General features: G+C 57.3%; 25 protein-coding genes. 19 read left to right on the forward strand and 6 right to left on the reverse strand.

What is annotated here, in order from left to right; translation table 11 throughout:
- Nucleotides 1-2: 2 nt before the first annotated feature.
- Together ACTJJ1_RS16490 and ACTJJ1_RS16495 are read right to left on the reverse strand one after the other, a co-directional pair.
- The gene (locus ACTJJ1_RS16490; protein ID WP_409442872.1) at nt 3-434 is read right to left on the reverse strand and encodes a tripartite tricarboxylate transporter TctB family protein; all 432 of its coding nucleotides are present in this window, start codon (nt 432-434) and stop codon (nt 3-5) included.
- 14 nt (nt 435-448) lie between these two features.
- Entirely contained in the window at nt 449-1429 is a 981-nt protein-coding gene (locus ACTJJ1_RS16495) for a Bug family tripartite tricarboxylate transporter substrate binding protein (RefSeq protein WP_004947380.1), read from the reverse strand.
- Nucleotides 1430-1704: 275 nt separating this feature from the next.
- Here ACTJJ1_RS16495 and ACTJJ1_RS16500 point away from each other — a divergent pair, with 275 nt between their 5' ends.
- The 3 genes from ACTJJ1_RS16500 (at nt 1705) to ACTJJ1_RS16510 (ending at nt 4314) form a co-directional block, all read left to right on the forward strand.
- Entirely contained in the window at nt 1705-2031 is a 327-nt protein-coding gene (locus tag ACTJJ1_RS16500) for a hypothetical protein (RefSeq protein ID WP_004947376.1), read from the forward strand.
- Between the two features lie 203 nt (nt 2032-2234).
- Nucleotides 2235-2909 (forward strand): transcriptional regulator TctD, encoded by a 675-nt coding sequence (gene tctD, locus ACTJJ1_RS16505; RefSeq protein WP_440834525.1) that lies wholly within the window; start codon nt 2235-2237, stop codon nt 2907-2909.
- Nucleotides 2896-4314 (forward strand): sensor histidine kinase, encoded by a 1419-nt coding sequence (locus ACTJJ1_RS16510; protein ID WP_062792092.1) that lies wholly within the window; start codon nt 2896-2898, stop codon nt 4312-4314. The genes tctD and ACTJJ1_RS16510 overlap by 14 nt, the downstream gene beginning before the upstream one ends.
- On the opposite strand, the gene ACTJJ1_RS16515 is transcribed toward ACTJJ1_RS16510, so the two are convergent.
- Nucleotides 4311-5210 carry a DMT family transporter gene (locus ACTJJ1_RS16515; RefSeq protein ID WP_421417098.1) on the reverse strand — a complete coding sequence of 300 codons (900 nt, stop codon included), beginning with the start codon at nt 5208-5210 and terminating at the stop codon, nt 4311-4313. The genes ACTJJ1_RS16510 and ACTJJ1_RS16515 overlap by 4 nt on opposite strands.
- A 123-nt stretch (nt 5211-5333) precedes the next feature.
- On the opposite strand from ACTJJ1_RS16515, the gene ACTJJ1_RS16520 reads away from it, so the two are divergent.
- The 15 genes from ACTJJ1_RS16520 to hisP all read left to right on the forward strand — a co-directional run bounded on the left by ACTJJ1_RS16520 (nt 5334) and on the right by hisP (nt 19770).
- On the forward strand, nt 5334-6107 hold the full coding sequence (locus ACTJJ1_RS16520) for an AraC family transcriptional regulator (protein ID WP_421413247.1): 774 nt from the start codon (nt 5334-5336) through the stop codon (nt 6105-6107).
- A 55-nt stretch (nt 6108-6162) separates the two neighbouring features.
- Complete coding sequence (gene pdxB / locus ACTJJ1_RS16525; protein WP_004947361.1) at nt 6163-7284, forward strand: 4-phosphoerythronate dehydrogenase PdxB; 1122 nt, start codon at nt 6163-6165, stop codon at nt 7282-7284.
- 151 nt (nt 7285-7435) lie between these two features.
- Nucleotides 7436-8446, forward strand: a complete 1011-nt coding sequence (locus ACTJJ1_RS16530) for an aspartate-semialdehyde dehydrogenase (protein WP_004947358.1) — start codon at nt 7436-7438, stop codon at nt 8444-8446.
- Complete coding sequence (gene truA, locus ACTJJ1_RS16535) at nt 8446-9267, forward strand: tRNA pseudouridine(38-40) synthase TruA (RefSeq protein ID WP_004947355.1); 822 nt, start codon at nt 8446-8448, stop codon at nt 9265-9267. The genes ACTJJ1_RS16530 and truA overlap by 1 nt, the downstream gene beginning before the upstream one ends.
- Before the next feature lie 93 nt (nt 9268-9360).
- Complete coding sequence (locus ACTJJ1_RS16540) at nt 9361-10023, forward strand: DedA family protein (RefSeq protein ID WP_004947352.1); 663 nt, start codon at nt 9361-9363, stop codon at nt 10021-10023.
- Nucleotides 10024-10257: 234 nt separating this feature from the next.
- Entirely contained in the window at nt 10258-11166 is a 909-nt protein-coding gene (accD, locus tag ACTJJ1_RS16545) for an acetyl-CoA carboxylase, carboxyltransferase subunit beta (protein WP_004947349.1), read from the forward strand.
- Between the two features lie 208 nt (nt 11167-11374).
- Nucleotides 11375-12640, forward strand: coding sequence for a bifunctional tetrahydrofolate synthase/dihydrofolate synthase (folC, locus tag ACTJJ1_RS16550; protein ID WP_122289610.1), 1266 nt, complete (start codon nt 11375-11377; stop codon nt 12638-12640).
- On the forward strand, nt 12641-13444 hold the full coding sequence (dedD, locus tag ACTJJ1_RS16555) for a cell division protein DedD (RefSeq protein WP_440834530.1): 804 nt from the start codon (nt 12641-12643) through the stop codon (nt 13442-13444). It abuts the gene before it with no gap.
- Nucleotides 13445-13677: 233 nt separating this feature from the next.
- Complete coding sequence (cvpA, locus tag ACTJJ1_RS16560; protein ID WP_004947341.1) at nt 13678-14178, forward strand: colicin V production protein; 501 nt, start codon at nt 13678-13680, stop codon at nt 14176-14178.
- A 21-nt stretch (nt 14179-14199) separates the two neighbouring features.
- A complete protein-coding gene (gene purF / locus ACTJJ1_RS16565) occupies nt 14200-15717 on the forward strand; it encodes an amidophosphoribosyltransferase (RefSeq protein WP_004947338.1) in 1518 nt (505 codons plus the stop codon).
- Nucleotides 15718-15847: 130 nt separating this feature from the next.
- Nucleotides 15848-16420 carry a UbiX family flavin prenyltransferase gene (locus ACTJJ1_RS16570; protein ID WP_004947335.1) on the forward strand — a complete coding sequence of 191 codons (573 nt, stop codon included), beginning with the start codon at nt 15848-15850 and terminating at the stop codon, nt 16418-16420.
- Between the two features lie 302 nt (nt 16421-16722).
- Complete coding sequence (gene hisJ / locus ACTJJ1_RS16575) at nt 16723-17505, forward strand: histidine ABC transporter substrate-binding protein HisJ (RefSeq protein ID WP_004947333.1); 783 nt, start codon at nt 16723-16725, stop codon at nt 17503-17505.
- 85 nt (nt 17506-17590) lie between these two features.
- Nucleotides 17591-18277 carry a histidine ABC transporter permease HisQ gene (locus ACTJJ1_RS16580; protein WP_004947330.1) on the forward strand — a complete coding sequence of 229 codons (687 nt, stop codon included), beginning with the start codon at nt 17591-17593 and terminating at the stop codon, nt 18275-18277.
- A complete protein-coding gene (locus ACTJJ1_RS16585; RefSeq protein WP_004947327.1) occupies nt 18274-18978 on the forward strand; it encodes an ABC transporter permease in 705 nt (234 codons plus the stop codon). Before ACTJJ1_RS16580 ends, ACTJJ1_RS16585 begins: the two co-directional genes overlap by 4 nt.
- 18 nt (nt 18979-18996) lie before the next feature.
- Nucleotides 18997-19770, forward strand: a complete 774-nt coding sequence (gene hisP / locus ACTJJ1_RS16590) for a histidine ABC transporter ATP-binding protein HisP (protein WP_004947323.1) — start codon at nt 18997-18999, stop codon at nt 19768-19770.
- A 42-nt stretch (nt 19771-19812) separates the two neighbouring features.
- Here hisP and ACTJJ1_RS16595 read toward each other — a convergent pair whose 3' ends face one another.
- The 3 genes from ACTJJ1_RS16595 to yfcG form a co-directional block, all read right to left on the reverse strand.
- A complete protein-coding gene (locus ACTJJ1_RS16595; RefSeq protein ID WP_004947320.1) occupies nt 19813-20727 on the reverse strand; it encodes a TIGR01777 family oxidoreductase in 915 nt (304 codons plus the stop codon).
- A 27-nt stretch (nt 20728-20754) separates the two neighbouring features.
- Nucleotides 20755-21126, reverse strand: coding sequence for a dihydroneopterin triphosphate 2'-epimerase (gene folX / locus ACTJJ1_RS16600; protein WP_004947317.1), 372 nt, complete (start codon nt 21124-21126; stop codon nt 20755-20757).
- Between the two features lie 104 nt (nt 21127-21230).
- Nucleotides 21231-21860 carry a GSH-dependent disulfide bond oxidoreductase gene (yfcG, locus tag ACTJJ1_RS16605; protein WP_004947314.1) on the reverse strand — a complete coding sequence of 210 codons (630 nt, stop codon included), beginning with the start codon at nt 21858-21860 and terminating at the stop codon, nt 21231-21233.
- Between the two features lie 314 nt (nt 21861-22174).
- Between yfcG and yfcE the strand changes: the two genes are divergently transcribed.
- Nucleotides 22175-22726 (forward strand): phosphodiesterase, encoded by a 552-nt coding sequence (yfcE, locus tag ACTJJ1_RS16610; RefSeq protein WP_004947311.1) that lies wholly within the window; start codon nt 22175-22177, stop codon nt 22724-22726.
- Nucleotides 22727-22744 lie beyond the last annotated feature (18 nt).

The following is a 22744-nucleotide window of genomic DNA, read 5'->3' on the forward strand; positions in this document are numbered from 1 at the left end:
CGTTAGCTCAGCCAAACGCCGAGTGGCAGTGTTACATCGAGTAATTGGTCAAAGGCGTAGTACAGCGCAACGCCCATCACCACGCCGGAGACCGCTGCCGCAAGCAGGCTGGCCTGGAACAGCAAGCCAATGCTGAAGGTCAGCAGTGCGGTGGCCAGCGGAAAGCCCAGCCATTCGAAGCCCCAGGCGTACAGCACCAGCGTAATCACCAGCACCAGCAGGCGTTGCATTACCTTGTTGTGCGGCCATTCGACGGTCTGCGGTTTGTTCAGCAGCAGCAGTGCCGCGCACAGCGACATCAGGCTGAGGATGGCCAGTGGGAAGGGGCGCGGCCCCAGCGGTTCATAGCTGTATTCGCTCTGAATGCCCCAGCCGATAAACAGGCCGCCGATGCACAGCAGCAACCAGAAACCGGCAAAAATGCGATCGCTCATGGTATTTCCCCCGGTTATTTAGCCAGGCCGAAGACTTTGGCCTGCTCGCGGTACTGATTGACCTGGTTTTTCACATAGGCATCCAGCTCCTTGCCGGCCAGGTTGAATTCAAACAGGCCGCGCAGATCGCGCTGCTTTTTGAATTCGTCGGTTGCCATCATTTTCTTGAAGGTGTCGAGCCACCACTGGTATTCCTCTTCGCTGACCTTCGGGCCAACGTAGAAACCGCGGATGATCGGCCAGATCAGATTGAACCCCTGTTCTTTGGCGGTCGGCACGTCGGCTAACTGGCCCGGCAGACGCTGTTCGGAGTACACCGCCAGCACGCGAATTTTGTCACCTTGCAGGTAGGGCACCATTTCGCTCAAATCGCCGGACACTGCCTGAATATGGTTACCGAGCAGCGCGGTGACCGGCTCGCCACCGCCTTCGAACGCGACGTAGCGCATCTTGTGGGGATCGACCCCGACCTCGCGCGCCAGCAGGGCGGTTTTCATCCAGTCCTGGCTGCCGATCGACGCGCCCGCGCCGAACACCACGCTGTTGGGATCTTTCTGGAAGGCGTTCATCAGCTCTTTGAGGGTTTTGTACGGCGAGTCGGCGCGCACGGCAATCATGCCGTAGTCGGTACCGACGGCGGCCAGCCATTTCACGTCATCGACGTTGTACCGGCCGAACTTCCCTTGCGAAAGGTTGAGCAGGGAGCCGCCGGAGAAGGCCACTACAGTGCCGAATTCCGCAGGGCGTTGGGCGACGATGGCGTTATAAGCCACCGCACCGACGCCGCCGGGCATATAGGTAACGCGCATCGGTTTGTCGATGGCTTGGGTTTCTTGCAGCGACACCTGAATCAGTTTGCAGGTCAGATCAAAACCACCGCCGGGCTTGGCGGGGGCGATGCATTCGGTGCGTTTCGGCGCTTCTATGGCAAAGGCCTGATTGGCTGCCAGCAGCAGGGCAGTTGCAGCCAGAGTACGGGTGATTGTTTTTTTCATTGCTTTCCCCAAGGTATTTTCTGTCGGTGTGAATCCCCGCCGATACGGGTTGCTGAATTGTTAAATCAACAACCTTTCATTTACCTTTCAGTCGCAGGGAAAGTTTACAAGATGTGATACGCGTCTCCTGTCCGGGACCAACTGTCGGTGCGCTAGCACATACGGCGTGGCAAGAACAGCCCGTAAACCTGGCTTAAAACATGTGTAATGTCAGTTTTGTTGCGTTGCTCTTGGGGTAAAATAATAAAAAATAAAATTATTACGGACGCATTATTATGTTTTTACTCGGGAAATTATTCGGTGGCAGGGACAACGCCAAGGTGAGCGCTATCAAGATGTTGCCGGCGGCTTATGCTGAAATGATTGGGGAGGCGGGGCATTGTCGGTTAAAACGCCTGCGCCCGGAGATCGGCGTTTTTGAACTGCATTTTTCTACGGCCAACGGCGAAAAACATGCCTGCCAAATGACCGCCTGCATCACCGGCGTGGACATCGTTTTTGCCGCCAATAATCGCTCCGTGCTGGTTTCTCCGCCGTTCAGCCCAGCCAAAGTGCGGCCGGTGCTTGATATCGCCTTGGCCGACAGCGGGCTTCCATGTTGAAATAAACCGGGTGCCGCCAGCACCCGTTGTTCTATATCGTAATTGTGTACCAGCTCCCAAAACGGGCTCTGCGCCACCCTTCTATCACGCCGCCTTCCATGCCATCCTGCTGTTATAAACATGTTAACAAGCGATATGTCGTCTCCTGACGATATGGCGCTGTATTCATCCTGCTTGTACAGATAAATCAATGGAATGGAAAAATGCGGCTGTTATTGGTAGAGGATCATCCCGAGTTATCCCATTGGTTGCAAAAGGCGCTGACCGGCGCCGGTTTTGCCGTGGACATCGCGCCGGACGGGTTGGCGGCCGACCACCTGTTGTTAAACGAACGCTATGCGCTGGTGGTGCTGGACGTAGCGTTGCCGCGCCTGAATGGCCTGGATCTGCTGGCCCGCCTGCGCAAGCGCGGCCAGGACCTGCCGGTGTTGCTGTTGACCGCCAGAACTGACGTTGCCGATCGGGTCAAAGGGCTGAATCTGGGCGCCGATGACTATCTCACCAAACCCTTTGAACTCGATGAGCTGGAAGCGCGCATTCGGGCGCTGCTGCGCCGCAGCGTCGGCGTTACCCAGCAGGCGCTGCAATATGGCGCGCTGACCTATCACGATGAAGGCTATTTTCGACTGGACGATAAACCGCTGTCGCTAACGCCGCGTGAGTTGGCGGTGCTGACCGCCCTGATCCACCGGCGCGGCCGGCCGGTCGCCAAACAGCAGCTGTTTGAACAGGTGTTTACCCTGTCCGACGAGGCCAATCCGGAGAGTATTGAGCTGTACGTGCATCGGCTGCGGAAAAAGCTACAGGGCAGCAACGTGGCGATCGTCACCCTGCGCGGTCTGGGCTACAGCCTGGAGCTCAGCAATGAGGTGGTTTAACGCACCGCGCTCCCTGTTTTATCAACTGCTGCTGTTTTTCGGTTTACCTTTGCTGGTACTGGGCGGCATCTCCATTTACACCCATTACTTTAGCGCCATGAACGCCGCCACATTAGCTTATGATCGCACGCTGCTGGCATCGGCGCGCACCGTGGCGGAGCGGCTGGTGGTGCGCAACGGCCGCCTGGAAGTGGATGTGCCTTACGTGGTGCTCGACAGCTTTGAGCGCAACATGAACGATCAGCTCTATTACGAAGTGATCTCTCCGCAGGGAAAAAGCATCTCCGGTTACGACGATCTGCCGCCCATGCCGCCGCATATCCTGCGATCCAGTCTGTATCCGGCGCTGGTGCATTTCTATGACGCAGAATACAGCGGCCGGCCGATCCGCGTGGCTGCGCTGTACCAGCCGGTCAATGAATCGGGCGTCATGGGCATGGCGACGATCCTGGTGGCGGAAACGCTGGAGTCGCGCCGTTACCTGGCACGGCAGATGATGCTTTCCGCCTTGCTCAGCCAGGGGACCGTGGTGGTGCTGACGATGATTCTGGCCTTCGCCTTGCTCAAGCGAGTGCTAAAGCCGATGCGCAAGCTTTCGGGCATCATGCTGCGGCGCGATCCGGGCGAACTGACGCCGTTACCGATGGTGTTGCCCTGGTCGGAAATGCAGCCTCTGCTGCTGGCGTTCAATCGCTATATCGAACGGCTGCGGGTAATGGTGGCGCGTCAGGAGCGTTTTAGCGCCGACGCCTCTCATCAACTGCGCACGCCGCTGACGGTACTGAAAACTCAGGTGGGGGTGGCGCTGGCCAGCGATAAGCCGGAGCAGTGGCGGGAAAGCCTGGCGGCGATGAGCGTCACGCTGGATAACACCGTGGCGCTGACCGATCGCCTGCTCTATCTCTCGCGGCTTAAAGCCCATGAGCATCACGCCGATCGCAAGCTGCAACCGGTGAATCTGGCGCAGGTACTGCGCGATGCCTGTTTTTCGCGCCTGCCGCAGGCGCGCAGCAAGCGTATTGATTTAGGCTATGAAGGGGAGTCGGTATGCTGGGTCGGCGGTGAGACGCTGTTGCTCACCGAGTTGTGCGCCAATCTGCTGGATAACGCGCTGAAATACGTGCCGAATCAGGGCGTGGTCACCGCGCGTCTGACGCTCGATAAACCGGCCGGGGAGTGCGTGCTGGAGATAGAAGATAACGGGCCAGGCATTGCTCAGCAGGATACCGCGCAGGCGCTGCAACCCTTCCACCGGCTGGATAACGTGGGCGATCAGCCCGGTGCCGGGTTGGGGTTGGCGCTGGTCAGCGACATTACCCGCTATCACGGCACCCGCCCGGAGCTGTTGACCTCGGCCGCGCTGGGCGGCCTGCTGGTGCGGGTGCGTTTTCAGCTGTTGCCTTAGGACTTCACTTCGGCCGCTGGTTTTTTTGCCTTGCGCCCTAACGGCGTGCGCAGGCGTTGCGACAAAATTACGCCCAGCAGCGTGACGCCGCCGCCGATCAAATGGTAGCTGTGCAGCTGTTCATGCAGGAACAGCACGGCGATGACGGCGGTAAAGACCGGCGACAGGTTCATAAATATCGACGCGGTATTGGCCCCGAGGCGCATCACGCCCTGGATCCACAAGAAAGGCGCGATGATCGAAGCCGGGATGCCGGCGAACAGCACCAGCGGGATATTCTGGCTGTTCAGCCCGACATCCTGCGCCATCAGAAAGTTGGGCAGCAACAGCACGACACCGAACAGGATTTGCACATACAGCGCCTGCCAATTAGGCAGAGCAATCATCCAGCGTTTGGTCAGCACGCCGTACAGCGCATAGGAAGCGGCGGCGGCGAACATCATCAGTTCGCCCTTGCCGATGCCATGTTGCAGCAGCTCGCCTGGATGACCGGCGCTGACCAGCCAGATCAATCCGCCGAAGGACAGCACGCTGCCGATCGCCACGCCGACGGTCGGTGCAATGCGCAGCAGTACGATGCTGATCAGGATGGTCAGCAGCGGGATCAGCGACACAATGATACCCATAAACAGCGCGCTGACGCTGTGCGCCGCATAGTAGGCCAGGCTTTGGTACAGCACCATGCCGAGCAGGCCGAGGATCAGCAATTTCCACCCGTTGGCGCGCACCTCCCGCCAATTGCGGATCACGCCGGGCAACACGAACGGGGTCAGGACGATCAGCGCCAGCAGCCAACGGTAAAACGAGATGGCGGCCGGATCGATTGTGGTGGCGGAGAGTTTGCTGACGACGGCGTTAACCGACCAGATCAGCACCGCCAGCAGCGGGAAGAGCATATTCACGATGATTATTCTCAATAACGACGGACATGCTGGCTAGTCTACTCGTGTCCGGTTTATTATATATAGCGATATCCAGACAATATTTTGTGTCAACAAGACAAATCACGGTGTGCAACCATGTCAGAAATCCGTCACTTTCCTGAAGCCTTGATCCCGGCGCCGCGTCCGGTGCAGTTTCGTTGCGAGGAGTTTAATGCCCGCACGGAATTCCAGCCGCACAGCCACCCTTGGGGGCAACTGATGTGGGTGAAAACCGGGGTGATGGTGATGAAGGTCGGCAATCAACGTTTTTTGGCACCGCCGGAATTTGTGCTGTGGGCGCCGGCGGGGATCGAGCACTCCTGCTACAACCAGCGGCAGGCGCAGTGCCGCATGGTGGATATCATGCAGTCGCTGTGCGTCGGGCTGCCGGCCGCCCCCTGTCTGGTGAGCGTGACGCCGATTTTCCGCGCCATCGCCGAAGATTTTTACGCACGCAAACAATACATCCCGCACGACAAACAGGATTTGCGTCTGTGTCGGGCGCTGATCGATCAACTGCATCTGTCGCCGGTCCAGCAAACTTATTTGCCGTCGTCCGAAGATAAATTCCTGGCGCCGGTGCTGGAAGCGCTGGAGCATTGCCCGTCGGACAACACCTCGCTCGCCGACTGGGCCGCCCGGGTCTATACCACCGAACGCACCCTGTCACGCCGTTGCCGGCAAGAGCTGGGCATGTCATTCAGTGAGTGGCGCCAGCGGTTGCGTTTCCTGCATGCCGTTTCGCTGCTTGAACAGGGCAAAACCGTGCAGAACGTCGCGCTGGAGGTGGGATACAGCTCGGCCTCGGCGTTTATCGTCATGTTTCAGCAAATTGCCGGCAGCACGCCCGAACGCTTTCGCCGGGCCTGATTCGGTGGCACACTCTTTCCCAGCCAAAATAAGTCGCAAATCGTCGGAGCAACAAGTGAAAATCCTGGTTGATGAAAATATGCCGTACGCGGCTGAATTGTTCAGTCGTTTGGGGGATGTGCAGGCGGTGCCTGGCCGCCCGATCCCGCGTGATGCGCTGGCGGATGCCGATGCGCTGATGGTGCGTTCGGTGACTAAAGTGAATGAAGATCTGCTGGCCGGTACTCGCATCGGTTTCGTCGGCACCGCCACCGCCGGTACTGACCATGTGGATGATGCCTGGCTGAAACAGCAGGGCATCGGGTTTTCCGCAGCGCCAGGCTGTAACGCCATTGCGGTAGTGGAATATGTGTTCTCTGCGCTGATGCTGCTGGCCGAACGCGACGGTTTTCAGTTGCGCGACAAAACCGTCGGTATTATTGGTGTGGGCAACGTAGGTTCGCGCCTGGATGCCCGCCTTAAAGCCTTGGGCGTCCGTACGCTGCTGTGCGATCCGCCGCGCGCAGAACGTGGTGACGCCGGTGAGTTCTGGCCGCTGGAAAAACTGGTGGCGGAAGCCGATGTGCTGACGTTCCATACGCCGCTGAATAAATCCGGTCCCTATCGCTCGCTGCACTTGGTTGACGCCGAGTTGCTGGCGGCGCTGCCCGACAACCGTATCCTGATCAATGCCTGCCGTGGCGAGGTGGTGGATAACGCCGCGCTGCTGCTGGCGCTGGAGAAAGGCAAAAAGCTGAGCACGGTGCTGGACGTTTGGGAACCGGAACCGGAGCTTTCATTACCGCTGCTGGCGCGGGTGGATATCGGCACTGCGCATATCGCCGGTTACACGCTGGAAGGCAAGGCGCGGGGCACCACTCAGGTGTTCGAGGCCTTCAGCCGCCATGTGGGTCAGCCACAGCAGATTGAGCTGGCCTCGCTGCTGCCGGTGCCGGAATTCAGCCAGATCCAGTTGAACGGGCCGCTGGATGAAGGCAAATTAAAACGATTGATGCACTTGGTGTATGATGTGCGCCGCGATGATGCGCCGCTGCGCAAAGTGGCTGGGCAAGCGGGCGAATTCGATCGCCTGCGCAAGCATTATCAGGAGCGCCGTGAATGGTCCTCATTGCGCGTCCAGTGCAATGACAGCGCCAGTGCGGAACTGCTGCACAAGCTGGGCTTCAGCGTGCTGTAAGGGGTCGGTATCCGGCTCCTTGCCTTAAAGGCATCGCGCCCAATACGTAAGGTTGCCTTAAGCAATCGCCGCTATAATAGGCGGCAAAGGATTATCGGGCGGTGGCAACACTGCCCGTCTGCTTTTTAAATGAATACTCTGGAGAAACCCAATGTCTGACGGCTGGAATATCGCTCTGCTTGGCGCCACTGGCGCGGTAGGTGAAGCGTTGCTGGAATTATTACAGGAACGCCAGTTCCCGGTGGGCGAACTCTATCCTTTGGCCAGTGAACGCGGCGCCGGGGCAACGGTACGCTTCAACGGCAAGTCGGTGCTGGTGCAAAAAGCGGAAGAATTTGACTGGTCACAGGCGCAACTGGCGTTCTTTGTCGCCGGTACCGAGGCGGCGGCCCGCTATGCGGAAGACGCCGGCAACATGGGGTGTCTGGTGATCGACACCAGCGGCCTGTTTGCGCTGGAGCCGGATGTACCGCTGGTGGTGCCTGGCGTTAACCCGCAGGTGCTGGCGGATTACCGCAACCGTAATATTGTCGCCGTGGCCGACAGCATGGTCAGCCAACTGCTGACGGCGATCAAACCTTTGACCGAGCAGGCCGGGCTTTCCCGTCTGCACGTCACCACTCTGATGTCGGTATCGGCACGCGGCAAAGTGGCGGTGGACGATCTGGCCGGCCAGAGCGCGCGCTTGCTGAACGGCATTCCGGCCGAGCCGGGCGTTTTCGCCAAGCAACTGGCGTTCAACCTGCTACCGCTGCTGGCCGACGAGCAGGGCAGCGTGCGCGAAGAACGCTTGATTGTCGATCAGGTGCGCAAAGTCCTGCAGGACGAAGGGTTGCCGATTTCCGTGAGCTGCGTACAGTCGCCGGTGTTTTACGGCCACGCGCAAGTGGTTCACCTGGAAGCGCTGCGCCCGATTTCTGCCGAAGAAGCGCGCAGCGAGCTGGAGCAGGTGGATGATATCCAACTGAGCGAAGAAGACGACTACCCGACTCAGGTAACGGAAGCGTCCGGCAGCGATGCGTTGAGCGTCGGCTGCTTGCGCAATGACTACGGCATTCCTGAAATCCTGCAGTTCTGGTCGGTGGCGGACAACGTGCGCTTCGGCGGCGCGCTGATGGCGATCGAAACCGCAGAGCGTCTGGTGCAGGAGCAGATGTACTGATGTCTGAAGTTGTCTTGCCCACCCAGCCGAGGTTAAAAATCGCGCTGGGGATTGAATATGACGGCAGCCGTTATTACGGCTGGCAGCGTCAGCAGGAAGTCGCCAGCGTACAGGCCAGTCTGGAACAGGCGTTGAGCAAGGTGGCGAATGCGCCGATTAGCGTATTGTGCGCCGGACGTACCGACGCCGGCGTGCACGCTACCGGCCAGGTGGTGCATTTTGAAACCACCGCGCAGCGCAAGGACGCCGCCTGGACGATGGGGGTAAATACCCATCTGCCGCCGGATATTGCCGTGCGTTGGGTGACCGGTGTGGCCGAAGATTTCCATGCGCGTTTCAGCGCCACCGCGCGTCGTTACCGCTACATTATTTATAACCACCGCTACCGCCCGGCGGTGTTGCAGCAGGGGGTGACCCATTTTTATCACCCGCTGGATGCCGAACGGATGGAAAGGGCGGCGCAGGCGCTGCTGGGCGAGAACGATTTTACGTCGTTCCGCGCCGTGCAATGTCAGTCGCGCACGCCATGGCGTAACGTAAAACACGTTAAGGTTACGCGCTACGGCGAGTATATCGTGGTAGATATTAAGGCGAATGCCTTTGTGCACCATATGGTACGCAACATTGTCGGCAGCCTGATGGAAATCGGCTGCGGCAATCAGAGTGAGAACTGGATGGCCGAACTGCTGGCGCTGAAGGATCGGAATCTGGCTGCGGCGACGGCGCGTGCCGAAGGCTTGTATCTGGTGTCCGTCGATTATCCTGAGCATTTTGGTTTGCCCCGGCCGCCAATGGGGCCGCTGTTTTTACCCGACGATTAGTTTTAGCTGACAATTAGACGCCGGCGCGCCCGACGCGTTGCTCCCTTGTACATCTGCCGGGTGGGTGAGACACCCGGTAAAAAGAGAGAATCTATGGACATCATCAAGTTTGTGATTGATTTTATTTTGCATATTGACGTGCATTTGGCCGAACTGGTCGCGCAATACGGCATGTGGGTCTATGCCATTTTGTTCCTGATCCTGTTTTGCGAAACCGGTCTGGTGGTTACGCCTTTCCTGCCGGGAGATTCTCTGCTGTTTGTCGCCGGCGCGCTGGCGGCGCTGCCGACTAACGATCTGAATGTGCATACCATGGTTGCGTTGATGGTCGGGGCTGCGATCCTCGGTGACGCGGTGAACTATACTATTGGCCGGCTGTTCGGCGATAAGCTGTTCAGTAACCCGAATTCGAAAATTTTCCGCCGCAGCTATCTGGATAAAACCCATCAGTTTTATGAAAAACACGGTGGGAAAACGATTATTTTGGCGCGATTTGTGCCGATCGTGCGTACATTTGCGCCGTTCGTCGCCGGTATGGGGAAAATGTCCTACCGTCATTTCGCTGCCTACAACGTGATTGGCGCGCTGGTTTGGGTGCTGCTCTTCACTTATGCTGGCTACCTTTTCGGTGATTTGCCGATCGTGCAGGAAAACCTGAAACTGTTGATCCTGGCGATCATCCTGGTTTCAATTTTGCCGGGCATCATTGAAATCTGGCGCCATAAGCGCGCGGCTGCCCGCCAGCAAAAACAGTAAAAACATCGCTTAACCTGTCGGTTCGACCAGTTTTTTATCCACAGTGTCGGGCCGATATGGTTTAATGAGCGACATTTATGGTCTGTTCCTGCGAGCAAACCCTGAAGCCAGTGCCTCGGTCACGCGTTTGTCGCGTTTCACTCGGGCACTTTTTCATTGGGTCTGTCTGCGGGGGGATTGTTAAAGCATGAACAGCGGACTGGCATGTGCCAGGTTCAAACAGAAAGGTCATCGATGAGCTGGATTGAACGAATTCTTAACAAGAGCAATATTACACAAACCCGTAAGGCGAGCATTCCTGAAGGGGTCTGGACCAAATGTGACAGCTGCGGTCAGGTTCTCTATCGCGCCGAGCTGGAACGTAATCTGGAAGTGTGTCCTAAGTGCGACCACCACATGCGCATGACTGCGCGCATGCGCCTGCATACCCTGCTGGACGAGGGCAGTGAGGTAGAACTGGGCAGCGAACTGGAGCCGAAAGATGTTCTGAAGTTCAAGGATTCCAAAAAGTATAAAGATCGTCTGGTTGCCGCACAGAAAGCGACCGGCGAGAAAGATGCGCTGGTCGTGATGAAAGGCACGCTGTACGGCATGCCGATTGTCGCCGCTTCTTTCGAATTTGCTTTTATCGGCGGTTCCATGTCTTCCGTGGTCGGTGCACGTTTCGTGCGCGCGGTTGAACAGGCGCTGGAAGACAACTGCCCGCTGGTGTGTTTCTCAGCCAGTGGCGGTGCGCGTATGCAGGAAGCGCTGATGTCGCTGATGCAAATGGCGAAGACCAGCGCAGCGCTGGCGAAACTGCAGGAACGTGGTCTGCCGTACATTTCGGTACTGACCGACCCGACTATGGGTGGCGTTTCCGCCAGTCTGGCGATGCTGGGCGATATCAACATCGCCGAGCCGAAAGCGCTGATCGGCTTTGCCGGCCCGCGCGTTATCGAGCAGACCGTGCGTGAAAAACTGCCGCCGGGCTTCCAGCGCAGTGAGTTCCTGATTGAAAAAGGCGCCATCGATATGATCGTGCGCCGTCCGGAAATGCGCCGCACTCTGGCGAGTATCCTTTCCAAGCTGACCAACCAGCCGCAGCCGCATTTCGATGAGGCGGAGCCGGTAGTCGCACAGGAAAATCAGGCCGACGCCTGAGGCCGATAAATCACCCGCGCAGGTGCAAGCCCGCGCGGGGTTCAGCCGTCGTTTTGTGGCTAAAGGCCGGCTGATATGCCCTATGAATTTCACGTTGCGGTCAACTCGCTGCAGCTTGAAAGGTGACGGGTGTTACGGAGAGCATCGCCTTTACCGCGGTGAGGGGGGTGCCCTGATGGATCAATGAACCCAATCAGTGATGGGACTCATGCAAAACCACCAAATTCCCCAAGCCACGTCGCCATTGAGCTCGTGGCTTTATTATCTTGAACGTCTGCACAGCCAGGCGATCGAACTTGGCCTGGAACGCGTACAGCGCGTTGCGGCGCATCTTGATTTACTCACTCCCGCACCGACGGTGTTCACCGTTGCCGGCACCAACGGCAAAGGCACGACTTGCCGGACTCTGGAAGCCATTTTGATGGCGGCCGGTCTGCGCGTTGGCGTTTACAGTTCGCCGCATCTGGTGCGCTATACCGAACGGGTGCGCATTCAGGGCGACGAGCTGAGCGAAACGGAGCACTGCCGTTCGTTCGCCGCCATTGAGGCGGGCCGGGGTGAAACCTCACTGACCTATTTCGAATTTGGCACCCTGTCGGCGCTGCAACTGTTCAAACAGGCTAAGCTTGACGTGGTGATCCTGGAAGTTGGCCTTGGCGGCCGCCTGGATGCGACCAACATCGTCGATCCGAGCGTGGCTGTGGTCACTAGCATCGCGCTGGATCATACCGACTGGCTGGGCAACGATCGCGAAAGCATCGGCCGCGAGAAGGCCGGAATTTTCCGCGGCGGCAAGCCGGCGGTGGTGGGCGAGCCGGATATGCCTGACACCATCCGCGAGGTGGCGGAAACGCTGGGCGCGACGCTGTATCGCCGTGGCGAAGCCTGGGATTACAGCGAACAGGGCGAACGCTGGCAGTGGGAAGGCGGCGGCACGCGGCTGACCGACCTGCCGATGCCCAACGTCCCGCTAGCCAATGCCGCGACCGCGTTGGCGGCGCTGCACTATTCCGAGTTGGAAATCGATGAGCGTGCGATCTTCACCGGCCTGCAGCAGGCGACGCTGCCTGGGCGCTTCCAGATTGTGCGACAGGATCCGATGCTGATCCTGGACGTGGCGCATAACCCGCACGCCGCAGGCTATCTGGCCGGGCGTTTGGCCAAGTTGCCGCGCAATGGCGGCAAGGTGCGTGCCGTGGTGGGCATGCTGTCGGATAAAGACATCGCCGGCACGCTGGCTTGCCTGAGCGAACAGGTGGATGAATGGTATTGCGCGCCGCTGGAAGGGCCGCGTGGAGCCAGCGTTGAATCGCTGGCGCAACATTTGACGGAACCGCGGCAGTTTGCCGATGTCGAAACTGCCTGGCGTCAGGCTATGCAGGACGCTGATGTTCAGGATATTGTGATCGTCTGTGGATCGTTCCACACCGTTGCGCACGTGATGGCGGCGTTAGACGAGATGCGGGGAGTGTGAGTGGCAAGCAAATTTCAAAACCGATTGGTAGGAACCGTCATTCTGGTCGCGCTGGGGGTCATCATCCTGCCAGGGCTGCTGGATGGAAAAAAGAAACATTACGAGGATGAGTTCGCGGCCATTCCCCTGGTGCCGAAACCGGGTGACGTGGAAGAAAACGACGTGGTGCCGCCGGTAACCCAGTCTTTGCCGGCGCAGCCGCCGGAAGGGGCGGGCGCACTGGTCGAGCAGCAGGCGGCGAACGAAGCGGCCTCGCAGCAGGCCGCACGCCAGACGGTGCAACAACCGGTTCAGGTCGCGCCGCCGGTCGAAACTCGCCCGGTGCAACAGCCGAAACCGAAGCCGGTCGAAACCAAACCGGTAGAAGTGAAGCCAAAACCGGTTGAAACCAAGCCGGTGGAAGTGAAGCCAAAGCCGGTGCAGCAGCCGAAACCGGTTGTTCAGCCGAAGCCTGAGGTTGTTCCGGAGGTTAAAGCTGAGCCCAAAGTTGAGCCGAAGCCAGAACCTAAACCAGAACCTAAGCCAGAACCGAAACCGGCCGCAGAAGAGAAAGCGCCGGCAGGGCAGGCTTATGTGGTGCAACTGGGGGCGCTGAAAAACGCCGCCAAGGTGAATGAGGTCGTGGCGTCGCTCAGGCTGTCCGGCTATCGCGCCTTCACCGTGCCGTCAACGCCGGTGCAGGGGCAGATCACCCGGATCTACGTTGGCCCGGACGCTTCAAAACAGAAGCTGCAGTCTTCGCTGTCTGCGCTGAACTCCATCAGCGGTTTGAGCGGCCAGGTGAAGCCCTACGGCGCACGTTGACAGGATTGGGGCACAGCATGCTGTGCCCCTGAATCGATGAGTGCTGGTGTAATCACTATTAAAAATGTGCCTTTCACAGGCAAAACGGCCTATGTAGGCGCGGCGATTGGGAATTTTTTTATCGCCGTTTTTTATTTGTAACGTGCTAGGAAATCCCCTACGCAAACGTTTTCTTTTTCTGTTAGAATTCGCCGCGAATTGGATGCAGGGGCGATTCATCATTGGAATAGTTCATGGTCTGGATTGATTACGTCATTATAGCGGTGATTGGATTTTCGGCTCTGGTGAGCCTGATCCGAGGGTTTGTTCGCGAAGCATTGTCACTTGTGACATGGGGATGTGCGTTTTTTGTTGCCAGCCATTTCTACTCTTACCTTGCGGTCTACTTCACTCGTTTTGAAGATGAACTGGTGCGAAACGGCATCGCGATTGCCATCTTGTTTATTGCGACCCTGATCGTAGGAGCTATTGTCAACTATGTGATTAGCTCACTGGTAGAGAAAACCGGGTTATCAGGCACCGACCGGGTGCTGGGCGTCTGTTTCGGCGCACTGCGCGGCGTGTTGATCGTTTCGGCGATGCTGTTTTTCCTGGATACCTTTACCGGCTTCTCGCAAAGTGACGACTGGAAACAGTCACAGCTCATTCCCCAGTTCAGTTATATCATCAGGTGGTTCTTTGACTACCTGCAGAGCACGTCGAGTTTCTTACCGACCCATTTACCGGGGCGGTAGCGCTGATGAGGAAAAGACAACATGTGCGGTATTGTCGGTATCGCCGGTTTTATGCCGGTAAACCAGTCGATTTATGATGCGTTGATGGTGCTTCAGCACCGTGGCCAGGATGCCGCAGGCATCGTCACCATAGATGCCCACAACGGGTTCCGTCTGCGTAAAGCAAATGGTCTGGTGAAGGATGTGTTTGAGGCACGCCATATGCAGCGCTTGCAGGGCAACATGGGTATTGGCCATGTGCGCTACCCGACGGCTGGCAGCTCCAGTGCCTCAGAGGCTCAACCATTCTATGTAAACTCGCCGTTCGGCCTTACGCTGGCCCATAACGGCAACCTGACCAACGCCCATGAGCTGCGCCAATCGCTGTTTGAAAGCGGTCGCCGCCATATCAACACCACCTCCGATTCCGAGATCCTGCTGAACGTACTGGCCAGTGAGCTGGACCGTTTCCAGGATTATCCGCTGGAGTCAGACAACATTTTCACCGCCGTTGCCGCCATGCATCAGCAACTGCGTGGCGCTTACGCCTGCGTGGCGATGATCATCGGCCACGGTCTGCTGGCGTTCCGCGACCCGAACGGCATCCGCCCGCTGGTGATCGGCAAACGCCAGCTTGAAGATGGCCGTAACGAGTATATGGTGGCTTCCGAGAGCGTAGCGCTGGATACGTTGGGCTTCGAGTTCCTGCGCGACGTGGCGCCGGGCGAAGCGGTGTACATCACCGAGAAGGGCCAACTGTTCACCCGCCAGTGCGCAGAGAACCCGAAAACCAACCCGTGCCTGTTCGAATTCGTCTACTTCGCACGTCCAGATTCCTTTATGGACAAGATTTCGGTCTACAGCGCCCGTGTGCGCATGGGGCAGAAGCTGGGTGAGAAGATTGCCCGTGAATGGGAAGATTTGGACATCGACGTGGTGATCCCGATCCCGGAAACGTCCTGCGATATCGCGTTGGAAATCGCGCGTATCCTGGATAAGCCGTATCGCCAGGGTTTTGTGAAGAACCGCTACGTCGGCCGTACCTTCATCATGCCGGGCCAGCAGGCGCGCCGTAAGTCGGTACGCCGCAAGCTGAACGCCAACCGCGCCGAGTTCCGCGACAAGAACGTGCTGCTGGTGGATGACTCTATCGTCCGTGGTACCACGTCCGAGCAGATCGTTGAGATGGCGCGTGACGCCGGGGCGAAACGCGTTTATCTGGCTTCTGCTGCGCCGGAAATTCGTTTCCCGAACGTGTACGGCATTGATATGCCGAGTGCCAACGAACTGATTGCCCACGGCCGTGAAGTGGACGAAATCCGCCAAATCATCGGTGCCGACGGTCTGATCTTCCAGGATCTGAACGATCTGATCGAAGCGGTGCGCGAAGAGAACCCGGACATCAGCCAGTTCGAATGCTCGGTGTTTAACGGCATCTATGTCACCAAGGACGTAGACCAGAACTACCTCGAGTATCTGGAATCGCTGCGCAACGACGACGCCCAGGCGATGCGTGGCCAGACCGAAGCAGAAAATCTGGAAATGCATAACGAAGGTTAAGCCTAAGCGCTAGCCAAAAAGGTGCACCGCGGCGTTTGTCGCGGTGCATTATCCTCCCCGACTTGCTTATGCACCGCCATTCCGGCAAAGTCTGCCTGATCCTACTTTCTCTTCGGCAGAGGCCAGCTTTATGAAACGACTCATCATCGGTATTTCCGGCGCCAGCGGCGCCATCTACGGCGTGCGCCTGTTGCAGGCATTGCGTGACGTCGCAGAGGTGGAAACCCATTTGGTGATGAGCAACGCGGCGCGGCAAACGCTTTCGCTGGAAACCGAGCTCGGTCTGCGTGAAGTGCAGGCGTTGGCTGACGTGGTGCATGACGCGCGCGACATCGGTGCCAGTATTTCTTCCGGCTCGTTCAAAACCCTGGGTATGGTGATTTTACCTTGCTCAATCAAGACGTTATCCGGTATCGCCAACAGCTATAGCGACGGCCTGCTGACGCGCGCCGCCGATGTGGTCCTGAAGGAGCGCCGCCGGCTGGTGTTGTGCGTGCGCGAAACCCCGTTGCATCTCGGCCATTTGCGCCTGATGACGCAGGCGGCGGAGATGGGCGCGGTGATCATGCCACCGGTACCGGCTTTTTATCACCAACCGAAAAGCGTCGATGACATCATCGATCAAACCGTGAATCGGGTGGTCGATCAGTTCGACATTGAATTACCGAAAGATTTGTTCACCCGCTGGCAAGGCTCCAATTAACAAATTTATCCCCAATTTGGCACATTTGTGCAACACCGCACTGAATTAGGGCGGCACATGCACCATAATGATCCCACTCCATCACGTTCACTGTTTCAAGGCTCTGGCATTTTGTCATTGCCCGTGACGCGGCCCTGACTGGCCGATTTATTTTTGCGGTTATCGTCCCAGGAAACAGTTTTGTGAAGGCCGGAGCCGTTCCCTCCGCCTACAGCAACAAATGTGGCACGATTACTGCAAATTGATTTGGTGGGAAAGTAATGCCCGCAGTGGCATCAGAAAAATCAATTTGAGGGTAATTTATGAAAAAGCTGGTTAAGGTTCTTCCTTTAGTCTTGGCTTTGAGCGCAGTAAGCAGCGCATTCGCCGCGCTACCATCGACGCTGAAGATAGGTACCGATCCGACCTATGCACCATTTGAATCCAAAAATGCCAAAGGTGAGTTGGTCGGCTTTGATATCGATCTGGCCAAAGAGCTGTGCAAACGCATAAATACCCAATGTACCTTTGTGGAAAGCGATTTTGACGCACTGATCCCCTCTCTGAAGGCGAAGAAAATTGACGCCATCATTTCTTCTTTGTCGATCACTGAAAAGCGCCAGCAGGAAATTGCCTTTACCGACAAGTTGTACGCCGCTAACGCCCGTCTGATCGCGCCGAAAGGCTCGAAGCTGCTGCCAACGGTGGACGCGCTGAAAGGCAAGAGCGTGGGCGTGCTGCAGGGCACCACCCAGGAAGCCTACGCGAACGCCATGTGGCAGCCTAAGGGCATCACCGTGGTGCCTTACCAGAACCAGGACCTGGTATATGCCGACCTGGCATCCGGCCGTATCGATGCCGCCTTCCAGGATGAAGTGGCGGGCAGCGACGGCTTCCTGAAGCAGCCTCCGGGCAAGGATTACGCTTTCGCCGGCGAATCGGTGAAGGATGACAAGTTCTTTGGCGTGGGCACCGGTATGGGGCTGCGCAAGACCGATACCGAACTGAAGGCGGCGCTGGATAAAGCCTTTGCCGACATGCGCAAAGACGGCACTTACGACAAGTTTGCGAAAAAATACTTCGATTTTGACGTCTACGGCGGTTAATCCCACGTACCGTTCCATGGTGTGACTACGGGGCCGGCCTGCTGGCCCCGATGGTTCGGGCTCCAATGACGACAGGGTGAAGTAGATGCTGCAAGGCTATTCCCAACTGATATTTGAGGGCGCTCTGGTGACGCTGGAACTGGCCCTCAGTTCCGTACTGCTGGCGCTGGTGATTGGTTTGATCGGTGCCGGCGGCAAGCTTTCCCATAACCGCCTGCTTTCTACGCTGTTTGGTGCCTATACCACGCTGATCCGAGGCGTGCCTGATTTGGTGCTGATGCTGCTGATTTTCTACGGCCTGCAGATTGCGCTGAACAACCTCACAGAACTGCTCGGCTTTTCGCAAATTGATATCGATCCGCTCAGCGCGGGGATTATTACCCTCGGTTTTATCTATGGTGCCTATTTCACGGAAACCTTTCGCGGCGCTTATATGGCGGTGCCGAAGGGGCAGATCGAGGCGGCTACCGCCTACGGTTTTTCAGGCTCACAGATATTCCGCCGCATTTTGTTCCCTGCAATGATGCGTTTTGCCCTGCCGGGCATCGGCAACAACTGGCAGGTAATCCTCAAGGCGACGGCGCTGGTGTCGATTCTGGGTCTGAACGACGTGGTGAAGGCCACTCAACTGGCCGGCAAAGGCACCTATCAGCCATTCTTCTTTGCGATAGTGGCCGGTGTGGTTTATCTGATTTTTACCACCGTTTCCAATGGCGTGTTGTTGTGGCTTGAACGGCGTTATTCATTGGGCGTCAAGAGGGCCGAATTATGATCGAGATTTTGCAACAGTATGGGCAATCGCTGCTGTGGAGCGACGGCTACCGCTTCACCGGTGTGGCGGTCACGTTGTGGCTGCTGATCTCATCGGTGGTGATGGGCGGCTTGCTGGCGATACCTATGGCGGTAGCGCGCGTTTCCTCAATCTCCTGGGTGCGTTTTCCTGTGTGGCTCTACACCTACATATTCCGCGGCACGCCGCTGTATGTGCAGCTGTTGGTGTTTTATTCGGGGATGTACAGCCTGGAGATCGTGCGAGGTACGGATTTCCTCAACGCGTTCTTCCGCAGCGGGCTCAACTGCACCATTCTGGCGCTGACGTTGAACACCTGCGCCTACACCACCGAGATCTTCGCCGGGGCGATCCGCGCGGTGCCGCACGGTGAAATTGAGGCGGCCAGCGCCTATGGGTTCTCTCGCTTCAAAATGTACCGCTGCATCATTCTGCCTTCGGCGCTGCGCACCGCGCTGCCGGCTTACAGCAACGAAGTGATCCTGATGCTGCATTCCACGGCTCTGGCGTTTACCGCCACCGTGCCGGATCTGTTGAAGATAGCGCGAGATATCAACGCGGCGACCTATCAGCCATTCTATGCCTTCGGCATCGCGGCTGTGCTGTATCTGGCGATCTCCTACGTATTGATCAGCCTGTTCCGCAAGGCCGAAAAACGCTGGATGGCGCACGTTAGTCACTGATAATGACGGGGAAAAACCATGTCTGAAAATAAATTAGCCGTCACTGAACTGCATAAGCGTTATGGGGAACACGAAGTACTGAAAGGCGTGTCGCTGGCGGCGAATGCAGGGGATGTGATTAGCATCATTGGCTCTTCGGGGTCCGGTAAAAGCACCTTTTTGCGCTGCATTAACTTCCTGGAGAAACCCAGCGAAGGCTCCATCAGCCTGAATAATGAAGATATTCGCATGGTGCGCGACAAGGACGGCCAACTGAAGGTGTTTGACAAGAAACAGCTGCAATTGCTGCGTACTCGTCTGACCATGGTGTTCCAGCACTTTAACCTGTGGAGCCACATGACGGTGCTGGAGAACGTGATGGAAGCGCCGGTGCAGGTGCTGGGGTTGAGCAAGACCGAAGCGCGCGAGCGCGCGGTGCGTTATCTGGATAAGGTAGGCATCGACGAACGTGCGCGCGGCAAATACCCGGTGCATCTGTCGGGTGGCCAGCAGCAGCGCGTGTCCATCGCCCGTGCGTTGGCAATGGAACCGGAGGTGCTGTTGTTTGATGAACCGACGTCGGCACTGGATCCGGAGCTGGTGGGGGAAGTGCTGCGCATCATGCAGAAGCTGGCTGAAGAGGGGAAAACCATGGTGGTGGTGACGCACGAGATGGAATTTGCGCGCCATGTATCAAGCCACGTGATTTTCCTGCATAAGGGGCTTATTGAAGAGCAGGGGCCACCGGCTGAGCTGTTTGGCAATCCAAAAAGCCCGCGCCTGCAGCAGTTCCTTTCCGGCGCTTTAAAATAATCGGTTGCCGGGGCCCTGCTCCGCCGGGCCCCGGCATTCCCCTCAGCGGGCGTCGATCCGTTGATTGATAACGTCATCCAGCGCCTGTTCCAGCTCCAGAAAGCGGAAACTGAACCCCGCCTCCTCCAGCCGTCTCGGCACCGCCCGTTGGCCGCCCAAGACCAGCACCGCCGCTTCTCCCATCAGTAAACGCATGGCAAATGCCGGCACGCGCAAAAACGCCGGGCGATCGAGCACGTTGGCGAGTTGGGCTGCGAACTGTTCGTTATGCACCGGGTAGGGGGCTACCATATTGAAGGGGCCCTGCAGGGTGGCGTGTTCCAGCAAATAAAGAATACCGTTGACCATGTCGTCGAGATGTATCCAGGGCAGATATTGGCGGCCATTGCCTATCGGCCCGCCCAGCCCCAGACGGAACGGCGGCAGCATTTTCGCCAGCGCTCCGCCTTTGCTTGCCAGCACCACGCCGGTGCGCAGCAGGCAGACACGGGTCGCGTCGCTTTGCGCTTGCAGCGCCAGGGATTCCCACCTTTGGCAGAGCTGATGGGTGAATTCGTCATGCGGAGCTTCATCTTCGGTGACTACCGCCTGGCCCTGATCGCCATAGTAGCCGGCGGCGGAACCGGAAATCAGCACGCCGGGCGGCGAGCTGCCGGCGTTAATCAACGCCGCTAACCGTTCGGTCAGATCCCAACGGCTGTGACACAGGCGCTCTTTCTGCGCCTTGCTCCAGCGTTTATCGGCGATAGGCTCACCGGCCAGGTTGATCACGGCGTCAAAGCCGTCCAGCGACGTTTGGTCCTGCAACGTTGACCAGTAGCTGACTTGTTCGCCAAACCGTTCATGCGCACGTTGTACGTCACGGGTCAGTACCGTGATTGAGTGAGACAGACTCAGCAGCCGCTGCGTCAGGCTGCTCCCTATCAATCCTGTGGCGCCGGTGATCAGGATCCGCATGGTCAACCTCCCTGATACGCTATTGTTTCAGCCCCGGCGATAACTCATGGTCATGGAAACCGAGTCGGCATAACGCAGGGCCAGTAGTTTATCGATCTCTACTTCAGCATAGGTTACCCAGGCATGTTCTTTCACGATATCGAGCACATCCTGAGTTAATTTTTCCAGCAGAGCGAAGCGGTTATCTTCAACATGGCGGATGATCGCTTTGGTGATGGTGCGGTAGTTGAGCGCGTCGTCGATGTTTTCGCTATTGCGCGCCTTATCCGCCGGGTAGTGGATTGCTACGTTAATCAGGACGTCCTGGCGGTTGTTGATTTCTTCTTCCTTGATACCGATGAAAGTACGCAACCGCAGATTTTTGATACGAATAATGGCGTCGGGTTGACTGAATGACATCAGAGAGTCTCCACAGGTCTGATTATTGGCGCTCAGAATACACGGAAAGTAGGGAAAAGATAACGCGCTGGAGAAAACTCCCCGGAGGCCGGGGAGTCGGGCGGTTAACCCTGTTCGGCCAGCTTGTAGGCGCGCCCGGTCGCCGGGCGGTTGCTGATGCGTTCGAACCAGTTGCGTACTGCCGGATAATCCGCCAGATCAATGCGCTGGCGCGGATGCGAAACCACCCAGGGATAGGTGGCGATATCGGCAATGCTGTAGTTGTCGCCGCCCAGGTACGGGTGCTTTTGCAGCTCGGCTTCCAGCACGCCATACAGGCGCTTGGTTTCCAGGTGGTAACGTTCGATGGCGTAAGGCACCGGCTGCGGCGCGTAATGGTTGAAATGATGGTTCTGCCCGAGCATGGGCCCGAAGCCTGCTACCTGCCAGAACAGCCACTGCAGCGTGGCGGCGCGCTCACGCAGCCCTTTGCTCAGCAACTTGCCGGTTTTCTCCGCCAGATACAGCAGGATTTCGCCGGATTCGAACAGGCTGATAGGCGCACCGCCGTCAACCGGTTGCTGATCGACAATCGCCGGGATTTTGTTGTTGGGTGAAATGCTCAGAAAGTCCGGCTTGAACTGGTCGCCGGCGCTGATGTTTACGCGGTGGATACGGTAAGGTAAGCCAACCTCCTCCAGAAACAGGGTAATTTTGTGACCGTTGGGAGTAGGCGCGTAATACAGGTCAATCATGGTGCCTCCTGCGGTAAAGTGATCTGTAAATCATTACACGTTGCAGCGATCTTCGCCGCATACAAAGGTATATCAAAGATTCAACTATACCCGATGAATTTCAAGTTGCTGCCAACATGCAGCTTGAAAGGCAACGGGTATATAGAGTTACCAACAATAGCAGCTAAGAATAGCAGGCTATGTGAGATTCGTCTGATGCTATATCCGCAAGAGATATCACAATTTCAGGCCAATGAGGTTTGACCTCTTGTCAGCCTTGCCGTCCTGGGCCACTGCGCTAAAATAACGCATATATCCATGCTAAAGGAATGGTTATGAAGCTGATATTCGCCTCCGATATACACGGTTCGCTCCCCGCCACTGAAAGCGTCCTGGATCGATTTGAACAAAGCGGCGCCGACTGGCTGATTCTTCTGGGCGATTTGCTGAATCATGGGCCGCGAAATGCGCTGCCGGCAGGTTATCAGCCCGTTCAGGTTGCCGAACAATTGAATCGCTATAGCGACAAGATCATCGCCGTTCGCGGCAATTGTGACAGTGAAGTTGATCAAATGTTGCTGACGTTTCCCATCACCGCATCCTGGCAGCAGGTGTTGCTGCAAAAAAGACGATTGTTTTTAACCCACGGTCACCTTTATCATCCCTCGGCACTGCCGCCGTTATCTTCCGGCGATGTCCTGGTCTATGGCCACAGTCATGTACCGCAGGCGGAACGGCAGGGAGAGATTTACTGCTTTAATCCAGGGTCGGTCAGCATTCCGAAGGGGGGCTTTCCCGCCAGTTATGGCATACTGGAGGAGGGCATTTTAAGTGTGGTTACCCTGCACGGCGGCAAGGCTGTTGCAGAGGTGGCATTAACGCACTAATTTATACACACACAATAA

This window comes from Serratia sp. 22264 (genome assembly GCF_052045345.1).
GTDB classification, from domain to species: Bacteria; Pseudomonadota; Gammaproteobacteria; order Enterobacterales; family Enterobacteriaceae; genus Serratia; species Serratia plymuthica.